The organism is Streptomyces sp. NPDC001381 (genome assembly GCF_042895685.1).
GTDB lineage: Bacteria > Actinomycetota > Actinomycetes > Streptomycetales > Streptomycetaceae > Streptomyces.
The window spans coordinates 1-24,720 of sequence record NZ_JBIAWO010000006.1 but is presented as its reverse complement, the minus strand read 5'-3'; the positions used below and the strand labels follow the sequence as shown (position 1 = coordinate 24,720).

At 70.9% G+C, this 24,720-nt stretch carries 19 protein-coding genes and 1 pseudogene; 2 read left to right on the top strand and 18 right to left on the bottom strand.

What is annotated here, in order from left to right:
* Nucleotide 1: 1 nt before the first annotated feature.
* From ACFY2L_RS26025 to ACFY2L_RS25990, 8 genes and pseudogenes are all read right to left on the bottom strand, one after another.
* Complete coding sequence (locus tag ACFY2L_RS26025; RefSeq protein WP_390823531.1) at nt 2-769, bottom strand: ABC transporter ATP-binding protein; 768 nt, start codon at nt 767-769, stop codon at nt 2-4.
* Entirely contained in the window at nt 753-1,637 is an 885-nt protein-coding gene (locus ACFY2L_RS26020) for an ABC transporter permease (RefSeq protein WP_390823530.1), read from the bottom strand. The genes ACFY2L_RS26025 and ACFY2L_RS26020 overlap by 17 nt, the downstream gene beginning before the upstream one ends.
* A complete protein-coding gene (locus ACFY2L_RS26015) occupies nt 1,634-2,977 on the bottom strand; it encodes an ABC transporter substrate-binding protein (protein WP_390823529.1) in 1,344 nt (447 codons plus the stop codon). The genes ACFY2L_RS26020 and ACFY2L_RS26015 overlap by 4 nt, the downstream gene beginning before the upstream one ends.
* Before the next feature lie 36 nt (nt 2,978-3,013).
* Complete coding sequence (locus tag ACFY2L_RS26010) at nt 3,014-3,241, bottom strand: ferredoxin family protein (protein WP_390823528.1); 228 nt, start codon at nt 3,239-3,241, stop codon at nt 3,014-3,016.
* Between the two features lie 54 nt (nt 3,242-3,295).
* On the bottom strand, nt 3,296-4,084 hold the full coding sequence (locus ACFY2L_RS26005) for a GntR family transcriptional regulator (RefSeq protein ID WP_390823527.1): 789 nt from the start codon (nt 4,082-4,084) through the stop codon (nt 3,296-3,298).
* A 147-nt stretch (nt 4,085-4,231) separates the two neighbouring features.
* Nucleotides 4,232-4,384 (bottom strand): hypothetical protein, encoded by a 153-nt coding sequence (locus ACFY2L_RS26000; protein WP_390823757.1) that lies wholly within the window; start codon nt 4,382-4,384, stop codon nt 4,232-4,234.
* 23 nt (nt 4,385-4,407) lie between these two features.
* Nucleotides 4,408-5,216: pseudogene (locus ACFY2L_RS25995) on the bottom strand (sulfurtransferase); the annotation flags it as partial.
* A gap of 8 nt (nt 5,217-5,224) precedes the next feature.
* Nucleotides 5,225-5,956, bottom strand: coding sequence for an alpha/beta hydrolase (locus ACFY2L_RS25990; protein WP_390823526.1), 732 nt, complete (start codon nt 5,954-5,956; stop codon nt 5,225-5,227).
* A 422-nt stretch (nt 5,957-6,378) separates the two neighbouring features.
* Between ACFY2L_RS25990 and ACFY2L_RS25985 the strand changes: the two genes are divergently transcribed.
* Nucleotides 6,379-7,260 carry a LysR family transcriptional regulator gene (locus ACFY2L_RS25985; RefSeq protein ID WP_390823525.1) on the top strand — a complete coding sequence of 294 codons (882 nt, stop codon included), beginning with the start codon at nt 6,379-6,381 and terminating at the stop codon, nt 7,258-7,260.
* A 378-nt stretch (nt 7,261-7,638) separates the two neighbouring features.
* Complete coding sequence (locus ACFY2L_RS25980) at nt 7,639-8,499, top strand: glutathione S-transferase C-terminal domain-containing protein (RefSeq protein WP_390823524.1); 861 nt, start codon at nt 7,639-7,641, stop codon at nt 8,497-8,499.
* A 182-nt stretch (nt 8,500-8,681) separates the two neighbouring features.
* Here the strand turns inward: ACFY2L_RS25980 and ACFY2L_RS25975 are convergent, their stop codons facing one another.
* The 10 genes from ACFY2L_RS25975 to ACFY2L_RS25930 all read right to left on the bottom strand — a co-directional run bounded on the left by ACFY2L_RS25975 (nt 8,682) and on the right by ACFY2L_RS25930 (nt 24,154).
* The gene (locus ACFY2L_RS25975; protein ID WP_390823523.1) at nt 8,682-9,659 is read right to left on the bottom strand and encodes a hypothetical protein; all 978 of its coding nucleotides are present in this window, start codon (nt 9,657-9,659) and stop codon (nt 8,682-8,684) included.
* Nucleotides 9,656-9,886 carry a hypothetical protein gene (locus ACFY2L_RS25970; RefSeq protein WP_390823522.1) on the bottom strand — a complete coding sequence of 77 codons (231 nt, stop codon included), beginning with the start codon at nt 9,884-9,886 and terminating at the stop codon, nt 9,656-9,658. The genes ACFY2L_RS25975 and ACFY2L_RS25970 overlap by 4 nt, the downstream gene beginning before the upstream one ends.
* A 46-nt stretch (nt 9,887-9,932) precedes the next feature.
* Nucleotides 9,933-13,067 carry a helicase associated domain-containing protein gene (locus ACFY2L_RS25965; protein WP_390823521.1) on the bottom strand — a complete coding sequence of 1,045 codons (3,135 nt, stop codon included), beginning with the start codon at nt 13,065-13,067 and terminating at the stop codon, nt 9,933-9,935.
* A 173-nt stretch (nt 13,068-13,240) separates the two neighbouring features.
* Complete coding sequence (locus ACFY2L_RS25960; protein ID WP_390823520.1) at nt 13,241-14,269, bottom strand: TniB family NTP-binding protein; 1,029 nt, start codon at nt 14,267-14,269, stop codon at nt 13,241-13,243.
* Nucleotides 14,263-16,515, bottom strand: a complete 2,253-nt coding sequence (locus ACFY2L_RS25955; protein ID WP_390823519.1) for a transposase — start codon at nt 16,513-16,515, stop codon at nt 14,263-14,265. Before ACFY2L_RS25955 ends, ACFY2L_RS25960 begins: the two co-directional genes overlap by 7 nt.
* Nucleotides 16,512-17,417: a TnsA-like heteromeric transposase endonuclease subunit gene (locus ACFY2L_RS25950; protein ID WP_390823518.1), complete on the bottom strand. Its 906-nt coding sequence runs from the start codon at nt 17,415-17,417 to the stop codon at nt 16,512-16,514. Before ACFY2L_RS25950 ends, ACFY2L_RS25955 begins: the two co-directional genes overlap by 4 nt.
* A gap of 169 nt (nt 17,418-17,586) precedes the next feature.
* A complete protein-coding gene (locus tag ACFY2L_RS25945) occupies nt 17,587-18,963 on the bottom strand; it encodes a DNA-binding protein (protein ID WP_390823517.1) in 1,377 nt (458 codons plus the stop codon).
* 82 nt (nt 18,964-19,045) lie between these two features.
* Nucleotides 19,046-19,603 (bottom strand): telomere-protecting terminal protein Tpg, encoded by a 558-nt coding sequence (gene tpg, locus ACFY2L_RS25940; protein ID WP_355650749.1) that lies wholly within the window; start codon nt 19,601-19,603, stop codon nt 19,046-19,048.
* A 5-nt stretch (nt 19,604-19,608) separates the two neighbouring features.
* Nucleotides 19,609-21,708, bottom strand: a complete 2,100-nt coding sequence (gene tap / locus ACFY2L_RS25935) for a telomere-associated protein Tap (protein ID WP_390823516.1) — start codon at nt 21,706-21,708, stop codon at nt 19,609-19,611.
* 55 nt (nt 21,709-21,763) lie between these two features.
* Nucleotides 21,764-24,154 carry a Helicase associated domain protein gene (locus ACFY2L_RS25930; RefSeq protein WP_390823515.1) on the bottom strand — a complete coding sequence of 797 codons (2,391 nt, stop codon included), beginning with the start codon at nt 24,152-24,154 and terminating at the stop codon, nt 21,764-21,766.
* Between the last annotated feature and the right edge of the window lie 566 nt (nt 24,155-24,720).

The following is a 24,720-nucleotide window of genomic DNA, read 5'->3' as shown; positions in this document are numbered from 1 at the left end:
TTCAAGAACCGAGTGACGTGAGGACTTCGCGCCGCAGGGCGATACGCGCCGGAGCGTCGTGGGCGGCGCGCTCGCGCGGGCGCGGTACGTCCCGTACGGCGATGAGGCGGCCCGCGCCCAGCAGGGCCACGCGGTCGCCGAGGAAGAGGGCCTCGTCCACGTCGTGGGTGACGAAGACGACGGTGGCGCCCGTGCCGCGCAGCACCTCCACCAGCAGGTCCTGCATGCCGGCACGGGTCTGGGCGTCGAGGGCACCGAACGGTTCGTCCATGAGGACGGCACGGGGCGCACCCGCGAGGGCCCGGGCCAGTTGGGCGCGCTGACGCTGGCCACCGGAGACACGGTGCGGCAGGTGCCGGGACTGCTCCGTCAGCCCGACGCGGGTGAGCCATGCCTCGGCCTGGGTACGGCGTTCGGCGCGGGGCAAGCCCTTGATGGCGAGGGGAAGTTCGACGTTCGCGCGCAGAGTACGCCAGGGGAGCAGGGCGTCCTCCTGGAACACGAGGGCGCGTTCGGCGGACGGGGCGGTCAGGGGGCGTCCGTCCTGCGTGATCCCTCCGGAGAGCAGGGGCAGAAGTCCGGCCAGGGTGCGCAGGAGGGTCGACTTGCCACAGCCGGAGGAGCCGACGACGGTCAGGATCTCTCCGGGGGCCACATCAAGGTCCACCTTGTCCAGCACGGGCGTGCCGGGGCGTCCGAGAGCGGCGTCGTGCAGGGCGAGGCGGGTGCCGGTGCGGGACGGTGAACGGACGTCAGACGAGCTGGTCATGAGACACGTCCTCCTTGGGTCTGGGGCCGACCGGTGCGGGGGAGGGGGCTTCGCGCGTCCGCCGCGTGAGGCGCGAGCCGGGGCGGTACGAGGTGCGCGGCAGCCAGCGGGTCAGGCGGCGGCCCAGCAGCTCGACGGCCGTGGAGGTGAGCCAGCCGAGGACGCCGATCGTGACCATCCCGACGAAGACACCGGGGTAGTCGACGATCGTGTAGTCCTGCCAGGTGCGGTAACCCACGCCGTACTGGCCGGAGATCATCTCGGCGGAGATCACGCAGATCCACGAGACGCCGATGCCGACCGACAGGCCGCCGAAGACGCCGGGCAGGGCGCCCGGCAGGACGACCGAGCCGAGGATGCGCCACCGGCCGCCGCCCATCGTGAGTACGGCCTCCTCCCACACGGGCGTCAGCGCGCGGACGGCGTGCCGGGTGGAGACCAGGACCGGAAAGAAGGCGGCGGTGAAGGTGATGAAGACGATGCCCTGCTCGTTGGAGGGGAACAGGAGGATCGCGACGGGGACCAGGGCGATCGCCGGGATCGGGCGGACCACCTCCAGCAGCGGGCCCAGCAGGTCCTCGGCCAATCGGGAGCGTGCCACGAGCACGCCCCCCGCCACACCCAGCACCGCCGCCAGCAGGAAGCCGGTGAGGATGCGGGTCAGGCTGTCGGTGAGGTCCGTCCAGTAGTCGGCCCCGGCGAGGCGGTCGGCGAAGGCGTGGGCGACGTCGGTGACCGTGGGGAACTGCGAGAAGCGCAGCCACAGGTCGACGTCCAGGCCGGTCAGGAGCTGCCACAGGCCGAGGGCGGCGGCGAGGGCGGCCACCCGCAGCGCGTACCGGGCGGCTCGTGGTGCGGGCCGGCTCACGAGGCACGCTCCAGGGCATCGGCATACGTGATGACCCGCGCCCCGTCGTGTCCGTCGGCGTACGCCTGCGCGGTCGCGGGGGCGACGAACGGCAGCAGCTCCTCGCCGTCGGTGACCCACACCGCCTTGCCGGCGAACCAGAGGGTGCCGGTGGTGGCGTCGGGAACGTAGGCGGCGCGGAAGCCGTCGGGGTGGGCGGCCAGGTAACCGAGCAGCTGCGCCGGGGACTTGAAGGTCCTGGTCTCCTGGGCGCCCTTCGGCCACACCTCGCTCGCGGCGGCCGGTGGCGTGGCCGCGAGCTGCTTCTCGTACGAGGCGCCGAGCGCCTTCTTGACGTACTGGTCGTCGACGAACGAGTCCACGTCCACGTCGCCGGTCAGCTTCGCCGCCTTCAGGACCGACACGTCCTGCTTCAGCGCGGAGACGAGCTGCGGCTTGACGGCCGGGTCGAAGGTGGAGATGCCGTGGGCGCCGTTGTAGAGGTAGACGACCTCGGCGGGCAGACCGGTGGCCTTCGCGACCTTCTCTGCGGCGGCGACGGGATGGTCGTTGAGGTAGTCGGTGGCCTGTGCCTGGGCCTTGAGGAACGCCTCCAGCACGGTCGGCCGCTCCTTCGCGAAGTCCTCGCGGGCGGTGACTCCGTGGAATGTGGGCAGGTTCAGCTGGGCGCCGTCGTACAGAGCCTTCGCCTTGCCCTGGTAGGTGAGCAGGCCGGGCCAGGCGACGAACTGCGACAGCGCGTCCGCGCTGCCCGCGGCCAGAGCCGAAGCGCCCACCGCGGGCTGCTGGTTGAGTTTCTCGATGCCGTCGTTCGGGTCGATGCCGACGCGTTGCAGGGCCCGTACGAGGGTGCCGTCGGCGGCGGAGCCGACGCTCGTGGAGACCTTCTTTCCCTTCAGGTCCTTCAGGGAGGTGAGCCCCGAGTCGGGTGCGGTGACGATGGTGTTGAGGCCACCGCGCAGGTTGTAGCCGGTGACCGAGACCAGATGGGTGGGGCGGTTCAGTTGCTTGCCGCGGGCGGCGTTGATGAGCAGCGGGAAGTCGCCCATCGAGCCGATGTCGATCTTCCCGGCGGTCATCTGGGCGGTGATGGGGGCGCCGGTGGCGTAGTCCTGCCAGACGACCCTGTAGGTGCGGCCGTCGCCGAGCGAGGTCAGCTGCTTCTCGAAGTAGCCGAGGGAGCGGAGCAGGGTGCCGGCTGTGACCGTGTTGATGGTCTTGGACTGGTAGCCGACGGTGACGGTGACCGTGGAGCCGCCGCCGGCCTCGGCGTCACCGCCGCAGGCGCTGAGCGGGAGCAGAAGGACGACTGCGGATGCTGCGACTGCCGTGCGTTTCATGGTGGTTCGGCCTTTCACCGGAGCAGGTCAAGGGGATCAGCGGAGCAAATAGGGCATGTTGACCGTGACGGCTCCGGTGGGACAGCGGGCCGCGCACGGACCGCAGTACCAGCACTCGTCGACGTGCATGTACGCCTTGCCGCTGTCGGTGTCGATGGCGAGGGAGTCCAGCGGGCACATGTCCACGCAGAGCGTGCAGCCGTCGATGCACTTCGACTCGTCGATGGTCACGGGCACGTCGGCCCGCTGGGGCACCAAGGCCATGGCTGTCTCCAGGAATGTCGCGCTGTAGGTCTTGCTGTGGGGGAGAGGGCGGTGTCAGAGGGAGCGGTGCAGCAGGCCGCGCATCGTGATGCGGTCGCCGCGGAAGCGGATGAACTCCAGGTCTACGGGGCGCCCGTCGGCGAGGTGCGTGAGACGTTCCAGCATCAGGACGGCCGCACCGCGCGGGGCCTGAAGCACGGCGGCGGAATGGGCGTCCGCGTTGACCGCCTCCAGCGTGATGTCGGCGTGTCCGAGGCGCTGGCCGGTGAGGGACTCCAGGAGGCGGAAGACGTCGGTGTTCTCCAGGTCGCAGCCGAGCAGGGCCGTGCCGATGTCCAGGGGGATGTAGGTGAGGTCCAGGGACAGGGGGAGGCCGTTCAGGCGGCGCAGGCGTTCTATGTAGAGGACGTCGGTGCCGGGTGGGACGCGGAGGCGCTCGGCGACCGGGGCGGGGGCCGGGACCGGGCCCATGGTGCGGACCTCGTTGGTGACGCGGCCGTGCTCGTGCAGGGTCTCCGCGAGACCCATCAGCCGGTCGAGCCCATGGGGGTACTTCTCGGCGACGACCACCGTGCCGACGCCGGGGAGGCGCTCCACCAAGCCCTCGGCGCGCAGGAGGTCGAGGGCCTGACGGACGGTGTTGCGGGAGGCCCGGTAGTCGCTGGCGAGAGTCGACTCGTGCGGGAGGGTGCCGGCCGGGAAGCCCCCGGTGAGGAGCTGGTGACGCAGAAGGTCGGCGAGCTGGCGTGCCCGGTCCGCGCGCAGCCGACGCCGCGTGCGCTGGGCGGCGACGGTGGGCGCGCCCTGGCCGGCGTGGTCTCGGATGCGGTCGGTGGGCGGCATGGCCGGAACCATACCGATCCGGTAGGGATAGTGGTGTTGCGGAAGTGTTGCGCCACCTGACGCACCGTCGGATGCGTCGCTGACCTGGGCTTTCGGTGGACGGAAGGGAAGATCTGCCAGGGTCCGCCGACACCGAACGGGAAGCGCCTACACCCGTCCTGTCCGCTGGGCCAGCCGGGCGCGCAGCCGGCTCAGGCGGCCGATCTCGGCGTCGATGGCCGCCAGCCTCCACTCGACCACGCCGGAGGCGGGGGACGTCGCGTCGGCGTTCGCGCAGCGCCGCCCCGGATCCTCGACCATGAGCCGGAGCCGGTCGGCGAGCCCCGAGTAGGCGGACCAGGAGACGGGGGTTGCGACGGGTAGAGCGCCGCGCGGATGCCGGCGTGGGCGAGCGCCGCGATCTGGTGGGCGGCCGTGACGCCGGACCCACAGTAGACCCCCACCTCGGTCGCGTCATCGGCGCCCAGCGCCGTGAACCGCACGGCGAGTTCCTCCACGTCGCGGAAGGTCCCGTCGGGACGGAGGTTGTCGCCCGTGGGCGCGGACAGCGCACCGGGGATGTGCCCGGCACGCGCATCGACCGGCTCGCTCTCACCCCGGTACTGCTCGGCGCCGCGGGCGTCCAACAGCACCCCGTATCCCGGGCGACTTCGGCAGCAGCATGGGCGTCCAGCACCGGCAGCCGCCCCGGCGTGAGCACGATGTCGCCCCGCACGGGGGCCTCGGGCTCGCCGGCTTCCGTCGGCAGACCTGCCGCCCGCCAGGCGCCCAGGGCCCCGTCGAGCAGCGTCACCCGCTCGACTCCCGCCCAGCGCAGCAGCCACCAGGCGCGGGCGGCGGCGGTGTTGCCGCTGTCGTCGTACACGACCACCGGTCGGCCCGTGGTGAGGCCCCAGCGGCGCGCGGACGCCTGCAACTCGGCGGGGTCGGGGAGAGGATGGCGGCCGCCCTGAGGGGTGGGCGGGGCGGCGAGTTCGGTGTCGAGGTCGACGTAGACGGCGCCGGGGATGTGTTCCCTGACGTAGTGCTCGCGCCCGTGCGGGTCGCCCAGCTTCCACCGCACGTCCAGGACGACGGGCGCCGGAACACCGCCGCGCAGCAGGGAGCGCAGCTCGGCCACACCGGTCAGCACCGGGGCGGTCACGCGAGGTCTTCCCGTACGGCGATGGGTGCGAGGGCCGGGGAGAGCCGCAGCCGCTCCAGGAACAGCACGACCGTGGCGGCGGCCGTGCGATGGGTGAGGTCGTTGAGGGCGTCGTGCCGGGTCCCGGCCAGGCTCACCAACTCCACGCCGGGCAGCGCCCGGTAGGCATGGCGGGCCTCCGGGAGCGGGCTGACCGTGTCGTCGGCGCCGTGCAGGGCGAGGACGGGGACGGAGATGCCGTCCAGGGCAGGCAGTTCGGCAGGCGGTGGGTCCGTGAGAGCGCCACGCCGGAACGCCGCGTCGGAGGTGAGCCTGCCGCGGTGGGTGGGGCAGGCGGTGCGCCGGTCGAGTTCGGCCTCCCAGTCGGGTGCCGCAGCGACGGCGTGCGATGCGGTGGGCAGCCCCGCGAGGATCAGCGCGTCCAGGCCCGGTGTGCCACGTGCGGCGAGCCGCGCCGCGTACAGGGCCCCGGTGTCGGACCCGACCAGCACCCGGGGGCCGGGCAGCGTCTCGTCGCGCAGCAGCTTGGCGGCCTCGTCGGTGACCGCCGCCGGGTCGGGGGAGGGATCCGTCAGGGCCCGTACGCGGTAGCCGTCGGCGGCAATGCGACGGCCGAACCGCTCGTACACACCGCCGTGTTCGCCGCGGCCGGGGAGGAGGACGAGGGTGCCACGCGGGGCGATCCCCTCTGGTTCGTCCCAGGCGTGGACAGGCTGAGGAGAGCTCATGGTGACTCGATTCATGGGAGGGCTCAGGGAGGCGCCAGGGCGCACCTGTGCCGTGGGCGGGGGAGAACGTGACGCGCACATGAGTCGAGGGCCCGCACAGCGCCGGGCGTACGGGATCAGCTCAAGAACCGGTTCGGCTCAAGGGGAATGTGCGCGTGCGCGGATCAGCGACAGCGCATGGTGACGGCACGGCCGAGATCGACCACCCGCCGCCGGGTCAGCCACGTGCCCGCACCGCAGCACACCGCCGACCCGGCGGCCGTCGGCCGGAGTCCGGTGCTGAGGGGACGCGGCCCGCAGGCCGGCGCGTTGGCTGTACGCGGCATGCGCCCAGCATGCAGGAGGCGAAAGACGTACGTCCAACGACGATTCGCCATCAAAACCGATCACGATCCTTAATCAATCGGTGCTAGCCTGCGCCCATGCGACCGGTCCTGGACATCGTGGCGCTGCGCAGCCTGATCGCCGTCGCCGACCACGGCGGCTTCCACCGTGCCGCCGGCGCGCTCGCGCTCAGCCAGTCCGCGGTCAGCCAGCACGTACGGCGGTTGGAGAAGACGCTCGGCCGTCCCGTCGTCGAACGCGACGGCCGCAAGACCCGGTTCACGGCCCACGGCGCCCAGCTGCTTCAGGAGGCGCGGCTGATCGTCGGAACGCATGACGCGGCCGTGCGCAGGCTGCTGGGCGAGGACGGCCCGGCTGCCGCGACCGTCGTCATCGGCGCCACCGAGCACGGCGCCGACCAGATCCTCCCGGTGCTCACCGAGGCGGTACGGCAGGTGCGGCCGGGAGCCGAGGTCCGGGTGCGGATCGACCGCTCGGCGCGACTGACGGACGCGGTCGACCGGGGCGAGCTCGACCTCGCCGTCTACGTCACCGAGGCGACCGCCGCGGCCGGCACCCCCGTGGGCGGACTGCCGCTGCGCTGGTACGCCGCCCCCGGCTGGAAGCCGCCCGCCGCCCCCGCCCCGCTGCCGCTGGTCGCCATCAACGAACCATGCGTCATCCGCCGCCGCGCCCTTGCCGCGCTGGCCGCCGACCACACCCAGGCCACCGTCGTCGCCGAGGCCGGATATCTCGCGGGCGTCCTGGACGCGGCCCGCGCCGGACTGGGCGCCGCGCTGCTCGCCGTGCCCGGCGGCCAGCACCCCGAGGGGCTGACCCCGGTCGAGGGCCTGCCCGCTGTTTCTCCGGTACGGCTCAGCGCGCGCTCTGGGCATGGCGCGGACCCCTCGCTGACCGGTGCCGCCGTCGAGGCGGTCCGCGCACTGCTCGCCGCTTGCGAAACCCGCCGCGCGGCCTGACCGCACCGGCGGGCCCGGGACCCTCTCATGTGGTGAGACGTCCCGGTGCGGCACGACCGGCCCTCTTGACGCAGCCTGGACGCGGCCCGACACTCCACTACAGGAATCCTAGTGAACTGGTAGGGAATCATGGGCCGCGCTGCGCTGGAACTCGGCAGTGACGTTGTCCGTACCGCCATCCGTCCGCTGCCCCTACTGACGTCCCGCCGCCACATCGACCTCGTGCGTGTGTGCAGTGCGGCAAGTTCCCTGCACGCCGACGGCCCAGCCCCCGTCCACGCCTGACCCTCCCCCACAAGTACCGCCGCCCCGGCCGTGCCGAAGCCGCCGCGTGCCGTCGCCTCCGTATGCCAGTGACCGAGCACCCCAGGGAGACGCATGCCCACCACATCCCCAACCGCCGTGCCGTCCTTCCGGAGCAGGATCGGATGTGACGCACGCAGCGGCTACTACGCCACGCCGCACCGCTACCGGCTCCACCTCTCGCCGGCCTGTCCGCACTGTCTGCAGATCGCCGTCACACACAGCCTGCTGAGCCTCGACGACACCCTGCCGGTGACGCTGCTGCCCGCCGTGCCCGACGCACCCGGCGGCGGACACCAGGCGTTGCGTCCGCTGTACGAGGCCAGCTCACACCAGCACCCCGGTCCGGCCGTGGCGCCGGTCCTCAGCGACAACTGGACCGGGCGGATCGTCAGCACGCACACCCCCGACATCCTGCGCGACCTGGCCCGGCAGTTCGCCGGTCACGGTCCCGATCTCCACCCGCGCGGTGCCGACGAGGCGATCGCGGCCGTGGGCCAGCTCTGCGACCAGGGCATCACCCGGGCCGCCCAACGCGCCGGGCAGCCCGGCGGCGACCCGGCGGCACGCGACACCGCGCTGGCCACCCTGCTGCGCGCGCTGGACGTGCTGGAGTGGCGGCTCGCCTCCCGGAAGCACCTGCTGGGCGGCGAAATCACCCTCGCGGACGTACAGCTGTGGGTGACACTGGTGCAGCTGGACACCGTGCACCGCTACCACCTGGACGCCGCAGCGGTGCACCGGATCACCAACCACCCCCGTCTGTGGGCGTACGCACGACGGCTGGCGGCGCACCCCGCCTTCGGCTCCCACCTCGACCTGGACGGCATCGCCCGCAGACACCACGCCCACTGCCGGGGGCAGGAGGCCGCCGGCGCGGCGGTGCAGATCGTGGACTGGGCGGCGTATGAACGTGTCGTCGCCCAGTTTTTCTGAGTGGTTGCTGTGGCTGCGAGCTGGGGTTTCTCAGTTCCTGTGGGTGATGTTCGCGATGCCCTGGGGGCTCGCAGGGTGTGGAGCTGGGCGGGGTGGTGTCTGTCTGACCTGCGCATACGCGGGTGTGCGCAGGTTGATCGAGCGTAGTGCAATTCCAGTGAGCTGCTACTTGGCGCGGCCGATCAGGTGGTGTCGGGGTTGGTGAGTTCGTCGTGGGTGAGGGTGACGCGGGTGGCTTTGCCGGCTTTGCTGGCGGTGGTGGTGGGTGGCAGGACTCGGACGTGGATGAAGTAGACGCGGACGCCGGTGAGTTCGGTGTACGGGGGCCAGGCGTCGGGGGTGCCGTCGGTGGGCAGGTCGAGGAGCTTGTCGGTGATGTTGTAGATGACGAGGTAGGCGGTGTGCTGGCCGTAGTCGTGGGCGTACTTGAGGATCTGGTGCACGCCTTTGACGAGGTAGCTCTTGCCGCGGCTGCTCCCGTCGAAGATCTTGCCGTCGCACACCAGGGGGTCGCGGCCGTCGAGTTCTCCGACGAGGTCTGCTTCGCCGGAGGCTGAGCGGGGCTTGGCGTGGGTGATGTGGTCGCCTTCGAGGAAGAGGAAGCGCTGCAGGTCTAGGTTGTAGACCTCTTCACCGTTGGGCCGGTCAGCTTCGAAGCGGGCGTAGAGCTCTTCGCGGTCGAACCATTCGATGCGGGTGCGGTAGCGCTCGAGGGTGTGCAGGATGCTGCTTTCGGCGCCGACGCGTTCGCTGAGGAAGTCGAAGAAGGGCTGGAGGATGTCCTCGGCGAACTCTCGCCAGCTGTCTTGGATGTTTCTCTTGTTGCTGTAGCCGCTTGCGATGCGCCAGCCGGAAGAGGGGTTTGTTGCCTCGCCTTGGGCGATGTCCTGCATGAGTCGCCAGATGAGGGTGGCGCGTCCTTCTTCGGTCTGGCTGCACCAGATGAACTGCAGGTCGCCGTCCGTGCCGGCGCGGAAGCGCTCGTAGTCGAGATCTTGTTCGGCCTGGGCTGCTTCTTCGAGGAGGCCTCGCAGGGCTGGTTGGCTGTTGATCCAGGTGACGGCGAGGTGGACTTCGTGGCCGGCGCTGGAGAAGGGCGCGGTCATGAGTTTGCGCAGGCGTTCGCGTACGGCGACCTGGAGGCGCTGTTGGTACTTCACCCGAAGAGGCCTTTCAGAGCTTGTGTGATCTGCTGCTGGATGACATCGCCCGCGTTCTGGGCGCTGCCGGTCTCGTCGACCAGCCATACCTGGGTGTAGCAGCAGGGGCAGGTCACGGCGGTCTGGGCCACGACCTCCGAGTAGCGGACCCACATCAGGTAGTCGCAGGCGGGGCAAGCCGTTTCGAGGTCCGTGCTGAGGAACTGTGTCGCGAGGGATTCGCCCATGGCGGGATTGTTCCGTATGGGTCTGACAGTGGTGGTGTTGTCGGTTCTACTCGGGTTGGATGCCGATGTTGGTGAGGAGGTGTTGCTGGGTGGGGTGGAGAGTGTTCCAGCAGGTGCGTTGCTGCTCGGTCCATCGCTGGAGGGCGGGGGAGTGGTCCTGGCCGGCATCGTGCTGCTCGCGGGCTTGGTGGTAGGTGCGTTGCCAGGTGTGGGGCCAGGGCGGGCACCACCAGGGGTCGAGGTTTTCAAGGACTTGGGTGATGGTGGGGGAGAGGCGGCCTTGCCGGGCGGCGCGGCGTTTTTGTGTCAGCCACTCGCCCAGCGCGAAACCGTCGTGGCGGGTGTCTTTGCTGCAGGCGAGGTGGCCGTTGAGGGCGGCGTAGGCGCGGGCGTGGGCGAGTCCGGGGCTTGTGGGGTAGACGCGGATGGTCCGGCGGCGGCCGACGGGGGCGATGCCCAGGTCGGTCAGGAGTTGCTGCTGTTGGGGGCGTAGATGTGTCCAGGCGGCGTGTTGTGCTCGGATCCAGCTTCGTACGTCAGCCGGCAAGCCGGTGGGGCGGCTTTGTGTGATGCGGGCGCGGGTGTAGGCGCGCTGCCACGCCAGGTCCCAGGGTGGGTTCCACCACGGGTCGATCGTGGTGAGGGCCTGGTGGCGGGCGTTTGTGGTGGTGTCGCGTCGGGCTTGTTGGCGTTGGTCGTTGAGCCAGCGGCCGAGGGGGAAACCGTCGTGGATGGTGGAGTAGGCCACGGCCAGGGTGTGGTGGGCGGCGGCGTAGGCGCGGGCGTGCGCGAGCGCGGTTTCGGCGTAGGGGTTGAGGGGCCGGGTGCGGGCGGTTTCGCTGGTGAGGCCGATGTCGGCGAGGAGGCTCTGTTGGTCGGGGTGGAGGTCGTCGTAGTGGTTGCGTTGTGTGCGTAGCCAGGTGCGCTGGGCGGGGGCGAAGCTGCGGAAGTGGTGGTCGGCGTCGAGGTGATGGCCTGCCTTGATCTGGTCGTGGATGTGCTGCCAGGCGCGCTGCCACGCCAGGCTCCAGGGCGGACACCACCACGGATCCACGGCGGTCAGCGCCTTCGCCGCAGCAGACTGAGGCGCGCCCCTGTCGGCGTCGGTTCGGGCGTGCTGGCGTTGCCGGCGCAGCCACCGCTCCAGTTCGAACCCGTCGTGGACGGTACTGATCGCGGCGGCGAGGGTGCCGTGTGTGGAGTGGTAGGAGCGCGCGTAGCCGAGGCCGACAGCAACGTCGGTCTCGCGCTCGGCGGGCCGTGCGGCAGCGCCGCGAGCCCGGTCTGCGGTCAGCCCGATGTGGGCGAGGAGGTCCTGCTGGTCGGGCTGGAGGGTGTCGTACTGGGCGCACTGGGTGGTCAGCCACGTGGCCAGCGCGCTGCTGGTGCTGGGGAACCCGGCCGCGGCGTCCAGGACGTGACCGTCTTGGACGTGGGTGCGTGCCTGTTGCCAGGAGCGCTGCCATTCCAGCGTCCAGGGTGGGTTCCACCAGGGGTCGATCGCCGACAGCGCCAGGGCCCGGGGTGAGGGGGTGCCGTGGCGGTTCTGGTAGGCGCGGTCTTTGCTGCGCTGGTTGGCCAGCCACTGCCCCAGCTTCAGTCCGTCCTGGACGGTATCGGTGGTCGCGGTCACCAGCGTGCCGTGGGTGCCGGTGCAGGAGCGGGCGCAGGCGAGGGCGCGCTGGAAGTGGGTGGCCATGTGCTTGCGGCGGGGCCGGGCCGCCTGTACGGCCTCGGGGGTGAGGCCGATGTCGGCCAGGAGGCGCTGTTGTGCGGGGTGCAGGGTGTCGTAGCCGGTGCACTGGTTGTAGAGCCATTCGCCCAGGCCGAAGCTGGTGGTGGGGAAGCCGTGTTCGGGGCGCAGGGGACCGCGGGCGCGGGTGTGGTCGCGGGCCTGGTAGTAGAAGCGCTGCCACATCACTGTCCACGGCGGCCGCCACCACGGATCCAGCGCCTCGAGCGCGGCGACGTGTTCGGGCGGCATCGCAGGGAATTTCCGGTGATTCGACAGCCACCGGCCCAGGGCGAAGCCGTTGAAGCGGCTGTGGATCGGGGCGGCGAGGTGGCCGTGGACGGCGGCGTAGGCACGGGCGTGCGCCAGACCGGTGGTGAACGCCTGATCCGACCTGTGCCGAAGTCCCAGGTGAAGCCGCGTCCCGCCCTCTGCCCTCTCGGAGTTGTGAGCGGCGTCGCGGTAGGCGGTGAGTTCGCGGGCGATGGGCCGGGGCCGGTGCGCCATGTGCAGTGTCCACAGCCGGTCCGCGCCGGCTGGGTCTGCGTCGGCCCGTGCGCAGTGCTGCACCCAGAGCAGCAAAGGACCGGCCGAGGTCGAGGCGACCCGCTCGGCAAGCCACGGCCGCCCCGTGACCCGCGCCAGTTCGCCGACCAGACCAGGCACGTGAGCGAGCGTGTGGGGCAGATGCCCGCCGGTGTCGGCGAGCAGCCGCTGCCTGGCGCGTTCGTCGGTGAGGAGGGAGGTGAGGGCGACGGTCTCCGGGTAGGTGACCGCGTCCCTGACCAGCAGCCGCCACCAGCCGGGATCGGCCCCCTGGGGCGTGAGTTGGCGTACCCGGTGCGGCCACTGCTCTTCTTCGGGCCACTGCTGCGCCCACCAGGAGACGACCACGGCATGCGCGACCTCGAACGCGCGGGCCGCGTCCGGCCGATGGCGCAGCAGATCCAGATGCCGCCGGTGCGCCGTGACCATCTCCGGCAGTCCCGTCAGGCCGACCTGTTCGGTGTCGGCCGGCGCGCCGTCGATCCAGTGGGTGCCGAGCATCCACCGCTGGTGGCGCGGGCAGATCCGGGTGTGCGGTTTCAGGTACACCCGTGCGGGCTTGGTCCGTCCGGTGCGTGCGGCCGTGCACGGCCGGCAGCCTTCTCCTGTGGCTGGCACTACGCTCCCGAAGCGGAACCGCCCGGCCGCGCCCGCCCCGTCCGGCGAGAGGGGTTCCTGGGCGGTCCAGGCGGGCAGGGCCCGCCCAAGGATCTCTTCGGGCACGCGGCTGAACGCGGAGATGCGGGCGCGGGCTTCGGTGTTGAGGTAGACCTCGCCGTCTGTGCGGTAGCCCTTGAACAGGCCTCCGCCGGTCTGGAGGAGGGCGGGGATGAGGTCTCTGACGCTGAGCCGGTAGCGGTCGGCCAGGCAGTCCAGGTACGACAGGTTCGTCTCGCCCTGCACTGGCGCGAGCCGTACCGGCCCCGGACGTGCCGCTGCTGTCCGAGGCGGCTGCGGCTGGGGCGGAAGAAAGTCGTGCATGAGGCAGCAGAGGCCGTTCCTGGCGGGCCCGGATGCGCCGGCCGGGGGTGGGCCAAACGGGGGGCGGGGCGGACGGTTGAGGCGGACGCCGTCGGTCAGGGCCGACGTTGCGAGGGCGTCCGGCGGCGGTGTGGTGCCCGGGCCCGTTGTTCGGCGGCGGTGTCGAGTTCGATCTGTTCGAGCAGTTTCTTGGTGATTTTCTCGGTGCCGTCCAGCAGGGAGACGAGGGCGGCTTCGCGGATGAGGTGGGAGAGGCTGCCCATGCGGCCGCCGGTGCGGGCGTGGAGGTAGGCGGCGTGCGTGAGCAGGGTGCCGGGCCGGTGGTGGCGCAGTCGCAGGGCGCTGTCCATGCTGTGTACCAGGTCGTGCCAGATCTGCTTGTCGGCTGCGCTGCCGTAGCGCAGGGGCTGGTTGCGCACGATTTTGAAGCGGCCGGCGAGCTGGGAGCCGCGCACTCCGGTCAGCAGGGGCGAGGACTCGACGTCGATGCCGGAGTAGACGAAGGTGGCCGGGATCCGCTCGCCGAGGTACTTCAGCTGGTCGGAGGTCTCGGCGCCGGCCCGGCTGCGGGTGTCCATCAGGTGTACGTCGTCGACCAGGACCAGCTGGGTGCTCAGCTCGCACAGCAGCCCGCACACGGCGTTGGTGATCTGGATCTGGTTCATCCTCTCCAGGGCGGGCAGGCCGAGGAAACGGGCGAACTCGCTGATGAGCATCTTCGGGGTGGAGGACGGCGGCACGGTGATGAACAGCACCGGCAGCCGCCCGTCCTGGTTGGGGTGGCGGCGCCGGTCGGCGAGTTCGACGGTGCGCCCGAGCTGCTGCATCGCGGTGGTCTTCCCGGTGGTGGCAGGCCCGGAGATGATCAGGCCGCGTCTGGCTCCGCCCTGCTGGCCGCGGTTGAGCAGCAGCAGGCGGCGTACCGCGGTGGAGATGGTGTCCATGGCGGGGGTCTTCAGCACCACGAACCGTGCGTGGTAGTCCTCCCGTTGCTCCAGCGTCCATTCCTGGTCGCTGGTGTCCCGTGCCGGTGCGTGGGGTGTGTCGACGAACTTCTGCCATCCGTCCCACGTGGTCAGCGGACTGAACGCGCTCGTGGTGGCGGGCTGGGCCGCTGTCACCATGCCTGGGCCTCCTGGTACGGGTCGTAGATGCGCATGCCGCCCGCCCCGGCGGCGTCCGGCGTCTGCTCAGCGGCCTGGTCCCGGGCCGTTTCGGCCGTCGGCTCGGATGCTTCGGCCTCATCCGCGTGGTCTGCCGCGGCGTCTGGGCCGTCGGCGAGGGCGGCGAGAAGGTAGTCCTCGCCGTCCGGGTCGTCCTCGAGGTTGTCCAGGCTGTCGTCGGTGTCCCAGCCGTCGCCGTCTTCAAGCGGGACGGTGAAGGAGCCGGGCAGCCCGAACGAGGCCCCCGGCGCGAGAGGCGCAGGCCACTGCTGCCCGGTGGTGGCGGGGGAGGGATCGGTCATCTGCGCGGCCGCCTGGGCCCGGGCGGCTACCGTCCGCTCGCGCCTGCTGCCCAGTCCCTGGCTGGCACGGCGCAGCAGCGCATCCAGTGCCTGGGCGATCGCCGCCTCGTGCTCTTCACGGCCATGCCGGCGCTGGACGGTGCGGCGGACGTGGTCGAAGGTGAACGCGGTGAACGGGCGCCTGACCGCCCCGGCGTTGACCCACGGCACCTCGAGCCATCCCTCGGGCAGGCGCACCCACACCCGGTTCGGGTCGTAGGGGTTGTGGTGGACCTCCCACCGTCCGTTCTTGTCCGCCCGCGGTGAGCGGCGACGCCGGTAGGGATTGAGGCCGGGGTGGTCGTAGGTGCGGTAGCCGAAGCGGATGCCGTAGTCGTTGACGGCCTGCCACCGCACAGGCAGCAGCTCGACGTAATCGTCGGCGGCCAAGGGCACCGGTACATGCCCCGTCACTGCCACCAGCGCCGCCCACATTTCGTTGGGTGAGACGGCGACCTGCGGCATCATCGGGTGCCGCAGCGCCTCGTGCCGGCGCTCCTGCCACCCGCAGATGACCCACTCGTCCAGCAGTTCCTGAAGCTGCGCCAGGCTCCAGCAGGCATCCTGCTCCGCGGTCGCGCCCCGCTGAGAGACGTCCGAGCCGGTGTGGCCGGGCAGGTACTGGCTGAACCCGTCGGCGATGGCGCGGAAGGTCCGCTCCACGTTCCCCTTCGCCGGGCCGTTCGCCGGCGGCACCGGCTGCACCGAGATCCCCAGGCTCTCGCACGCGGAGATGAACGAAGCCGACACATACACCCGGCCCTGGTCCACCACTACCGTCTCCGGCATGATCACCGGCCGGGCAGCCGCCCCCTCGAGCCGTGCGTCCACCGCGATCAGCCGCTCATACGGGATCACCGACCGCTGCATGGACAGCGCCGCATCCCAGCCCGGCCGCATCGCGGCCGGCACCACCATCTGCGCCAGCAGCATCGCCGCATCCACCGACGTCGTGCCCACCGGCCGCAGCACCGCGGCGCAGATGCTGCGCGTCGCCACGTCCAGCGCGATGCTCAGCTCAACCCGGCCGGTCACACCGTCGTCCAGCACCGCCAGGACATCCAGCGGTGTGCTGTCCAGCATCGCCAGCTCACCCGGGCGCAGTGCCACCGTCGGCGTGAACGGAGGTGCTGGCCGCGACGCATGCCAGCGCCGCTGTGTGGCTGTCCCCAGAAGGCCCTGTCCGTCGGCCACCGCGTGCACCAGCCGGTTGAACGTCGACGCCGGCGGCAGGGCCACCACTCCGGTACCGTACTCCTCCTCCAGCAGCCACCCCACCCGGCGGCGCAGTCGCACCAGCGTGCCCGTCGACCGCTCCCGCTGTTCCTCCAGCACCTTCCGGACTGCCGCGACCACCCGCTCATCGGCCCGCCCCACCGCCGACCGTTCCCGCACCGCCCGGCCGTCGACCAGCCCCCACAAGCCCTCGCTGCGGTAGCGCGCCCGCATCCGGCGCACCGTCGCCGCACTCGCCGACCAGCCCGCCGCCGTCAACTCCTCTGCCTTCGCCCGCTCCCGCTGCGCCAGGCTCCGCGTCGCCGGATCGAACTGCTCACGCGGGGCGCCCTGCCCGACCGCGTCAGGAAAGCCGGTCTCCACCTCCCGCACATGCCGCTCCCACGCCAGAGCCCGCTCCCGCACCTCAACCGGCAGCGCCTCCAGCAGCCCGAACGGCGGCACCCTCCCCGGCGCCGGTCCGCCTTCCACCTCAAAGGACGGATGAGCGAACAGGTAGGGCAGCAGTACCACCGCCGAGGTGCCCTCGTCGGTCACCAGCGTGGCCCGGGCGCCTTCCAGCACGGCGAGCGTCCATACCCGTCCGTCGTAGCGAAGGCGCGCCCCGACCTCGACAACCGCCTGCGTCACGCCGCTTCGGCCTTCTGCCGTGCGACCGAGACGACAACGCGCTCGTGCAGCGGTTCGTCCAGCCGCACCCGCAGCACACCGTTCCACAGTGCGTGAAAGACCGCGGGCCACACGGCGATCGGGTCTCCCAGCTCACGCACCGCCTCCACCGCCGGCCGCGGACTACCGAAGGCCTCCAGCAGAGCTGGCGTCCACGGCCCTGCGGCGTACCCGGGATGCCGGTATCCCGCCAGCCACCGCACGTTGGCCACCAGCACCGGATCCGGCGGCCCCGCGAGCCGGTAGGACCAGCCCGCTGCCTTGGCGGCAGCCGCCACAACCCGTGCCCGCTCCGCCAGCCGGGCAGAGGGCCCGCTGCGTCCGGCGCAGTCGAGCAACAGGCCGCTGCCGTCCTGCAGCCTGGCCATCAGCTGCGGCGCATGACCGACAGTCTTGCCGTCCTCACGCCACACCAGTTCCACCGGTCGGCAGGCCAGCGCCGCCACCGCCGGATCCCGGTCCAGCAGCATCAGCTCGGTCCGCATGACACCGGACCCGTACGCCACCAGCCGCCCGGTCGTCGACGACCACCACCAGCCAGGAGCAACCCGCCGCCCGTGCCGGACGGGGAAAGGCCGTACTGCAGGAGAGTCCTCGAAGGGGACGTCCTGCGCAGCCTCAAGCCAGGGGACCTGACGCGAGCACCCCAGAGGGTCTCGAAAGCGCACATCGATCAGGCTGGCATCTACAGCCGTAGCGCCTTCACGTCGCACAGCACCACCCGTACTGTGCGGCTCGGGGATGCGGCACCCCGCCCCGGGTACCGCGGACGATGCGGCCTCATGGCTGCTTTCGATGATCACGTACTCCACACAACGCCATGCCTGACCTGCCGCGCAGGAGAACCGGCCGGTAACCAACATCGGTGCAGCCGCCGGATGTTGGGCTGCGCGCGGCACCCAGAGTGCCGGGCGGGGGCACCGGTGTCAGTGCAGAGTTCTGCACTCTCACCCCGCCGCGCCGCACCCTGTCGGGCAACGGCTCGCCGACTGCCGACCGGCCCGCGCCGCCATTCGGCTGCCGCCGGTCGTGTCAGTCCTCTCCTTCACCCGCGGCGAGCACCTCGGCCAGTTCGTGGGCGGGCAGGCGGGACCACGCGGCGACCTCCTCCAGTGCCACCCCGGCGGCGACGGCCGCGGTGGCGGTGTGCACGAGGGCCTGGTCGATCAGGGCGGCACTGCGGCTGAGGTGCTCCAGTAGGGTGCGGGCCACCTCGGCGGTGGTGCCGCTGTGCACGCCGCGCAGCTCCACCAACTGTTCACGCGCCTCGTCGACCAACTGCGTGATACGGAAACGCTGTTCGGCGCTCACCGTAGCCCGCCACCGGGTCCCCGAGCCGCCCGACTGGGCTCCTGCCGCCAGGACGCGCAGCTGGCCGGCCATCGTGGCGGGCTGCTGCTCCCGCTTCAGCCGCCACGGATCCTCCCGCCACCCCGCCGGCCCCGTCTCGTGGCGGCGGGCGCGCACGATCGCACCCCTCCAGTCGTTCAGCGGGCTGCCGTGGTCAGCCGCAAGCTCGGGTCCCAGCCAGGTGCGGCCCACCAACTCGCCCAGCCGGTGACAGAACGCATCGTCGGCGCCCCGCGCCCGAGGCTGCATCCCGCCGCTTGCCCGCCAGGCCACCTCGGCCATCGCCGGCTCCAGCAGCGCCTGCGCCACGGCCGTCACCTCCGGGAAGATCGCCGCGTCCCGGCCCACGATCCGCCACCACTCAAGCCGCGATCCCGCGTTGCCGCCCGCCAAGTGGTGCAGACGGCGCGGCCAGACCTCCTCCTGCTCCCAGTACAGAGCCTGATCCCACCAGCGGGCCACCACCGCATGCGCCAGCGTGAACGCCTGCTGCGGCTCCATTCCGGCGCGCACCGCACGCCGTGCCACGCCCGGCCACCGCCGCTGCGCGGCCACCACCTCCGGCAGCAGGCACAGATCGAGGTGTTCCAGCGGCTGGTCGGCGTCCGCGTCCAGCAGCCAGCGCCCGTGCCGCAGGCAGACCCGCTGCCAGCGCGGCAGATAACGCACCGCCCGCAGCGCCTGCCCGGTGCGCCGCGCTGTGCACAGCCGGCAGCCGAACGCTGCTTCCCCCGCCACCGCGGCCGCCGCCCGCCACCGTGCCTGCGCCAGGGAGGCGTCCCGGCCGGTGCTGATCGTGGGATCGTCCACGGTGAACGACGGAAGAGCGCGCACCAGCACCGCCGGTTCCACCCTGCACAGCTCGGCGAGGACACCCCGCCCGGCCCCGTTCAGGACGACCTCCGCATCTGCCCTCACACCGCCGTCGTCGTGCCGGGTGGGGGAGTTGCGGCACGTCCACAGCCGCAGCACGCTGCCGGCTGCGAGACCGTATCGGGTCGCCACCCGGCTGATCAGCGAGGAGGTCAGCTCCCCGGCCAGCGGCACGGTTCGCAACACCCCTGCGGCCACACCTCACCCCCGATGCCTTCTTCGGCTCGTACAGTGACCGGGGCAGCCTCCTGCCCCGGTCGGCGTTTGGTCAGTAGTCGAGGTCGAGGTAGTCGATGTCGTTGAGGGTGACGTCGGAGAGTCCCATGGCGCGGTTTCCGCCGTCCTGGAAGTACACGTCCTTGAATCCTTCGGCGATGATCTGGCGCATCTGCTGGTCGCTGGCTCCGGCGTCGCGGGCGTCGAAGAGGCGCTGCGCGTAGGTGGGGGGGAGGTGGACGGTGAGGCGGCGGAAGCGTCCGTCGTCGGTCGTGCCGATCGGCGCGGTGTAGCCGAAGCGGGCCCTTGTCTCCACCGTGATCCCGCGTGTGGTGGCGGCCTGCTTCTGCCGGCGTTTGCGTACCTGTGGCTGCCAGCGGGCCCGTACGGCCGCGTCGATCCGTTCGGCGATGGCCTGGGGCGGGTGCTTGCGTTCGCCCTTGCGGTAGCGCTCCACCGACCGCTGGCTGACCCCGATCTCCGCCGCGACGGCTTTGGTCGTCTTGAGCTGCTTGATCAGGAAGTTGATGCGGGCCTGGAGGGTCTTGGGCGGCTGGCGGGTGAAGGCTTCCTGGTCGGCGCGTTCGATGGCATCGTCGATCTCTCCCACAGCGCCTACTCGCCTTCGTCCAGGACAGCGTCGCCGCCCTTGATGTGACGGGCCGGGTTGAGGCCCTGTTCCATGAGGTCGACCGCCCACAGCATCGACTGAACACCCTCCAGCTTCGCCAGGCCCGGTGTGGGCCCGAGGCGGAAGGCGCCGGGCTGCGGCTTGCCGGACGCGGCGTAGGGCAGGAAGTCCAGAGGGCTGTCGCCCGGTGAGGGGTAGACGACGCAGTCGGAGAGTACGGCGAGCGGATACAGGCCCGTCATCGTGGCCATGTTGCGCATCTTGCGGTGCATGTTGACCCGGGCCTTGGAGATGACGGCGGCACGGATGTCGGGGCGCCAGGTCGGCCGCTGAAGAGCCGGCCACCGCTCGCCCTCCTTGTACTTCTTGCCCTGGGGGCGTTCACGCAGCTTGCCGATGCCGCCCTTGACGGTGGCCTTGATGGCGGCGAGGACGGCCGCCATCGCCGGGTCGACGTCCTTGTGCCGCTCCATCGCCGCGAGGAACTCGGTGTCGGAGAGCTCCCGGGTGACGCCGAGGTCGGCGAGGGTGTCGACGTAGGCGTTCTTGAGCCGGTCGTGCCACGGGTCCAGGTACGCGCCGGCTTCCCGCCGCAGGTACGCCTCGACCGGGTGGACGTCGTAGCCGATCTCCTGGGCGTAGGCGACGGTGTGCGTCTGGTACCAGGCCGGTCCCGTGGGCCGGGAGCCGTCCGGCGTGAACGGCGAGGGCAGGCGCGGGTCCAGCTCGATGTGGCTCAGGTCGACCAGCCAGCTTCCGGGGATCTTCGGGTTGAACTTCGGGGCGTGGAAGTGGTCCGGAGCGCTAAGGCCAACGACCAGGCGGGCCGCGGCGGCGAGGAAGGCGGTGTTGAGGTCCAGGCCGACCGCGAAGGGCAGCGTGCACTCCTCATCGGTGAGCAGGTCCACCGGCCGCACCCACTGGTACGCCTCCTCATCGAGGAAGCCACCGGTCCAGCCGCTGCCCACGACGACGGGGTGCTCAGCGGTGGCCTCCGGCGGCGCCGGGTCCATCGGCTCCGTCCCCAGCGAGCCCGGGTTGTAGGCGGACACCCAGTTCCCGGTCTCCTCATCGCGCTCCGGCTTCGTCGGCGGGCGCAGCGCCGTCATCAGCTCCAGCCCGGACACGGCCGTCGATCCGCGCGGGGTGATGACCCGGGTGGCGTACACGCCCAGAACGCGGGCGATGTCGGCCGGCTCCATCTCGCTCACGCCAGGCCAGGACCGCTCATCAAGGGCGTCCCAGGATAGGACCGCCAGCTGCACACACTGCCGTTCGCGGCCCTGCGCCTTGCGGTAGATCCTTACCCACGGGCCGAACCCGCGCTGGGTGAGCCGCCACTTCGCTTTTACCACCTGCTTGACCACCGGATGGTCCTCGGGCAGGCGCAGGGAGCGACGCTGCTCGTGGCCTTCCAGGCGCTCCGGCAGCCCGAGCTTCACGGCAGCCGCGGCGGTGAGCACGATCAGCGGGTCGCTGTCCTTGCCGTACCGGTTGAGCTTCGGCGCACCGAGACCGGACTCACGCAGCGTCCACTCCACCAGCTCCACCACCGTGGTCGCCGGGCAGTCCAGCACGATCCCGTCGACGCCGTACGCGCAGCCGTCACCGTCCAGGACCGCGAGGGGCCCGTGCGGGAAGCGCGGGTCGGCTGCGGGCTGCGCCGCCTTCTGCGTGGCCGGCCGCCGCGATGTCGCAGCGGGTCGGAAGGCCGGGCGAGCCGGCGCCGCAGCCGGAACGGCGGGAGTCTGTGGGGCATCTGCCGTCTCCCCCCTGGACGCGGCCGGCTCGGTAGACGCCGCTCGCGCCGGAGCATGTGCCGGGGCTGCACCGGGGGCGGGATACTTCGCCGCCCACCCCTTCAGCAGCCGCTGGTAGGCATCCAGCCGCGGAGACTTCGGCTCGCTGCGGCCGTTCTCCCAGTTCTTCACCGACTGGGTCGTCGTCTTCAACGCGGTGGCCAGGCGGGCCTGGGTGATGCCAGCGGCCTCACGCAGCCGAGCACGCTCCGCCGGAGGCGGCAGGTGCGGCTCCTCGTTCAACAGAGCGTCGACCGACGCGAACAACTCTTCCTCAGATGCCATGACCCCGCACCCTTACTCCAGGCCAGATTACTTAACCACAAATTTACCCCATTATTTAACCTTCCAGGGCCCATTCCAGCCCCAGCGCGGCGAGTGCGGCGAGTTTGTCGGTGGTGAGCTTGGCGCGCCTGGTCTTGGTGTTCGACAGGAACACTCCGAGCTTGACCTCCGATCCGTCTTCGAGTCGTTCTACGTGGCCTCTGGGGACGGTCACAGAGCCCTCGCGGGCCTTGTACTGCGCGAGGGCTGCTACGCCCCGCTCGAAGGCGCTCAGAGGCGCTGTGGACGGTTTCGCGGGCTCCTCCGGCTTCGGGGCGTGCGGTGTGATGCCGAGCTGCTCCAGGCGTTCGCGCTGTCCGTCGGCCAGGGCCTGCCAGATCTCGGGCTTGCGCTGCCGGGCCAGCCATTTGCCGATGTCCATTCCGTGGACCGTGACGCCCGGCAGGACGTCGGCTCTGCCCTCTTCGTCGGCCACGAGCTCGCGCAGGGCTGCGTAGTGCCGCTGCCAGTCGGCCGGCCACTCCGGGTTCCAGTCCTCGTCCACGGCCTCGAGCGCGGTCTTCCAGTCGGGGTGCCCGTCGAGGGCGCCTGGGCGGCGGAGGTTGGACAGCCATTGCCCGATCGGCCGGTCCAGCATCGTCGCGGTGCGGGGTGCGCAGAGTGTCCAGTGCTGGTCGTAGTAGGCCTTGGCGGCTTCCAGGTTCTCCTGGAAGCGTTCATCGGCCACGGACCACACCATGCCGAGCCGCTCCAGCCGCTGCGCGCGCTGCCCGCTCATTTCCCCGGCCGCGTAGGCCCGTCGCTGCTCCGCGACCCACTGCCCAAGGGGTGTCGCACCCTCCCGGTGCCCGTACGGCACCCGTGCGTTCCCGACCCGCTCGACGTACGCCTTCAGTTTCGCCCAGCCGCGAGCCCAGTCCTGGCGTTCGGTGTCGATCACGTTGAAGGAAACCCAGTCCGCGACCATCACCGGATCCCTCGGGGCGGCAAAACGGAGCAGCAAGCGGGATTCTTCTTCGCCCTCTTCTGGCGCGACACCGATGTTCATGGACGGCTGCGCGACGTCTTTCTGAGGCTCCTGCGGGATCGCGAGCAGCTCGATGGCCTCTTCGTCGTGAGCCCGCAGACCTTCCAATACCTTCACCAACGGGCGATACGATCCCGAGGTGAACATATCCTCCGGCTTTTCTCCGGGCTGGAGAAATACCGGTACGATCAGAGAGGCGAGCTTTCCTTCTCCTGGCTTTTGACGGAGCGCCCGGCCGATGGCCTGGACGATGTCGTGCGGAGCACCCTTGGGGTCCAACAGGGCAACGCTGTCCACCGCTCTGATGTCCACGCCCTCGCCCAGGACACGGCAGTTCGAGAGCACGGCCCGCCGCGCGGTGGACCCGAACCCTCCCAGGACCTCGCGTCGGCGCTCGGGGACGTGCTCGCCGCACAGCCAGTCCGCCCAGATCTGAGCGGGGTACTTCTCCGGCTCGTTGGCGTGCAGCTTCGCCGCGACGCGCTCCAGGCCCTCCGCGTAAGCCTGTGCCTCTATCGTCCGGTGGTGGAAGGTGATGCAGGTCTGGAGCCCGTGCTGCGCCATCGTATGCAGGAGCGCGGCCTGGAGCGCCCCGAGGCGCTGCCCGCGGACTTCCTCGGTGTGCCGGTCCTCGCCCATCAGCCGCTCCGGGGTGACGACCGGGTCCTTCAGCTCCAGGACGATGATCTGGTACCGCGCCAGCAGCCCACGCGACACGGCCGACGCGAGCGAGAGCTTATAGAGGACCGGCCCGAAGACCTTCTCGTCGTCCATAGAGGCCGCCATCTCGCGCGGCAGCGGGTCCCGCGCCCCCTCTGCGACCTCGCGGTTCAGCCGCTCTTCCCAGATCCGCGGGGTGGCCGTCAGATACAGGCGGCGGTGCGACGGGATGACGCTTTGGTTGTGGACGTCGGCCCACGCCTTACCCATCGAGCCCGAAGTCCGGTGGGCTTCATCGACCACCGTCAGGTCCATCGGGGCCAACTGCTGCCCGTAGGCGCCCTCGAACGCCTCCGCCAAGACTCCCAGCGAGGCGTACGTCCCGAAGATGGTCACCGGCCCCTGCCCGTGCCACAGCGCCAACTGCACGGGGTTCGTGGTGGAGCGCACCTTCAAGTTCCACAGCTCCGGGTCGTCCAGGAGCGAGCACACAGCAACCGCCGGCCCCGTGTGCCCAGCCGCACGCCACGCCTGCACCGTCTGGGTCAGCAGATCCAGCGTCGGCACCAGCACGAGAATGCGGCCCTTGGGGACAAGACGCTTTGCCGACACCGCCGCAATGATGGTCTTCCCCGTCCCGCACGCAGCGTGTACCTGCCCGCGCAGGCCATTAACGGGAATGCCGCCCTGCGGGATATCGAGACCGCGCACAATGCCGGCAACGGCCTCGATCTGATGGTCACGCAGTTTCACGGCCATTCCCGTGTTCTCCTTTTCGCGGAATGTGGCGCGCAATCTGAAATGAAAGTCCGGCGCGATGAGGGTGGCCGGGGGTGTGGTGTATGATCCCAGACTCTACACAGCAAATCCATGTGATGCATCACCCGCGTACCATGTTCCCGCCCCAGGGTGACACATGGCCGAATCCCGCCCCGATGCGGCGAGTTGTGGTGTATGGTGGCGGGGTATTGGTGAACGTCTCGGGATGGTTCGAGGGTGGGGGAGGGGTTCGGGTGGAGCGTAACGGAGCCCGTCGCTGCGGTGCGGCCGGCACACCGTCAGCCCGACGGTCCGTCACTTCCGTTTGGGGGGTGGTGGTTGGGATTCCCAAGCCCTACACAGTCCCGCGGGTGATGCACCTCCCTTGCTGCCAGCTTCGGCACCCGCGCTTGCGCGGGTGCTCGCAATTCGCGCTTGCGCGAATTGACTCGCTTTCAGAATTCCGCTTGCGGAATTCAATTCCCGCGCTTGCGCGGGAATTTGGCGGAGCGTCAGCGGAGCCGAAACTACCGCGCGGCTTGCCGCGCGGTATCCCGCTCCGCGGG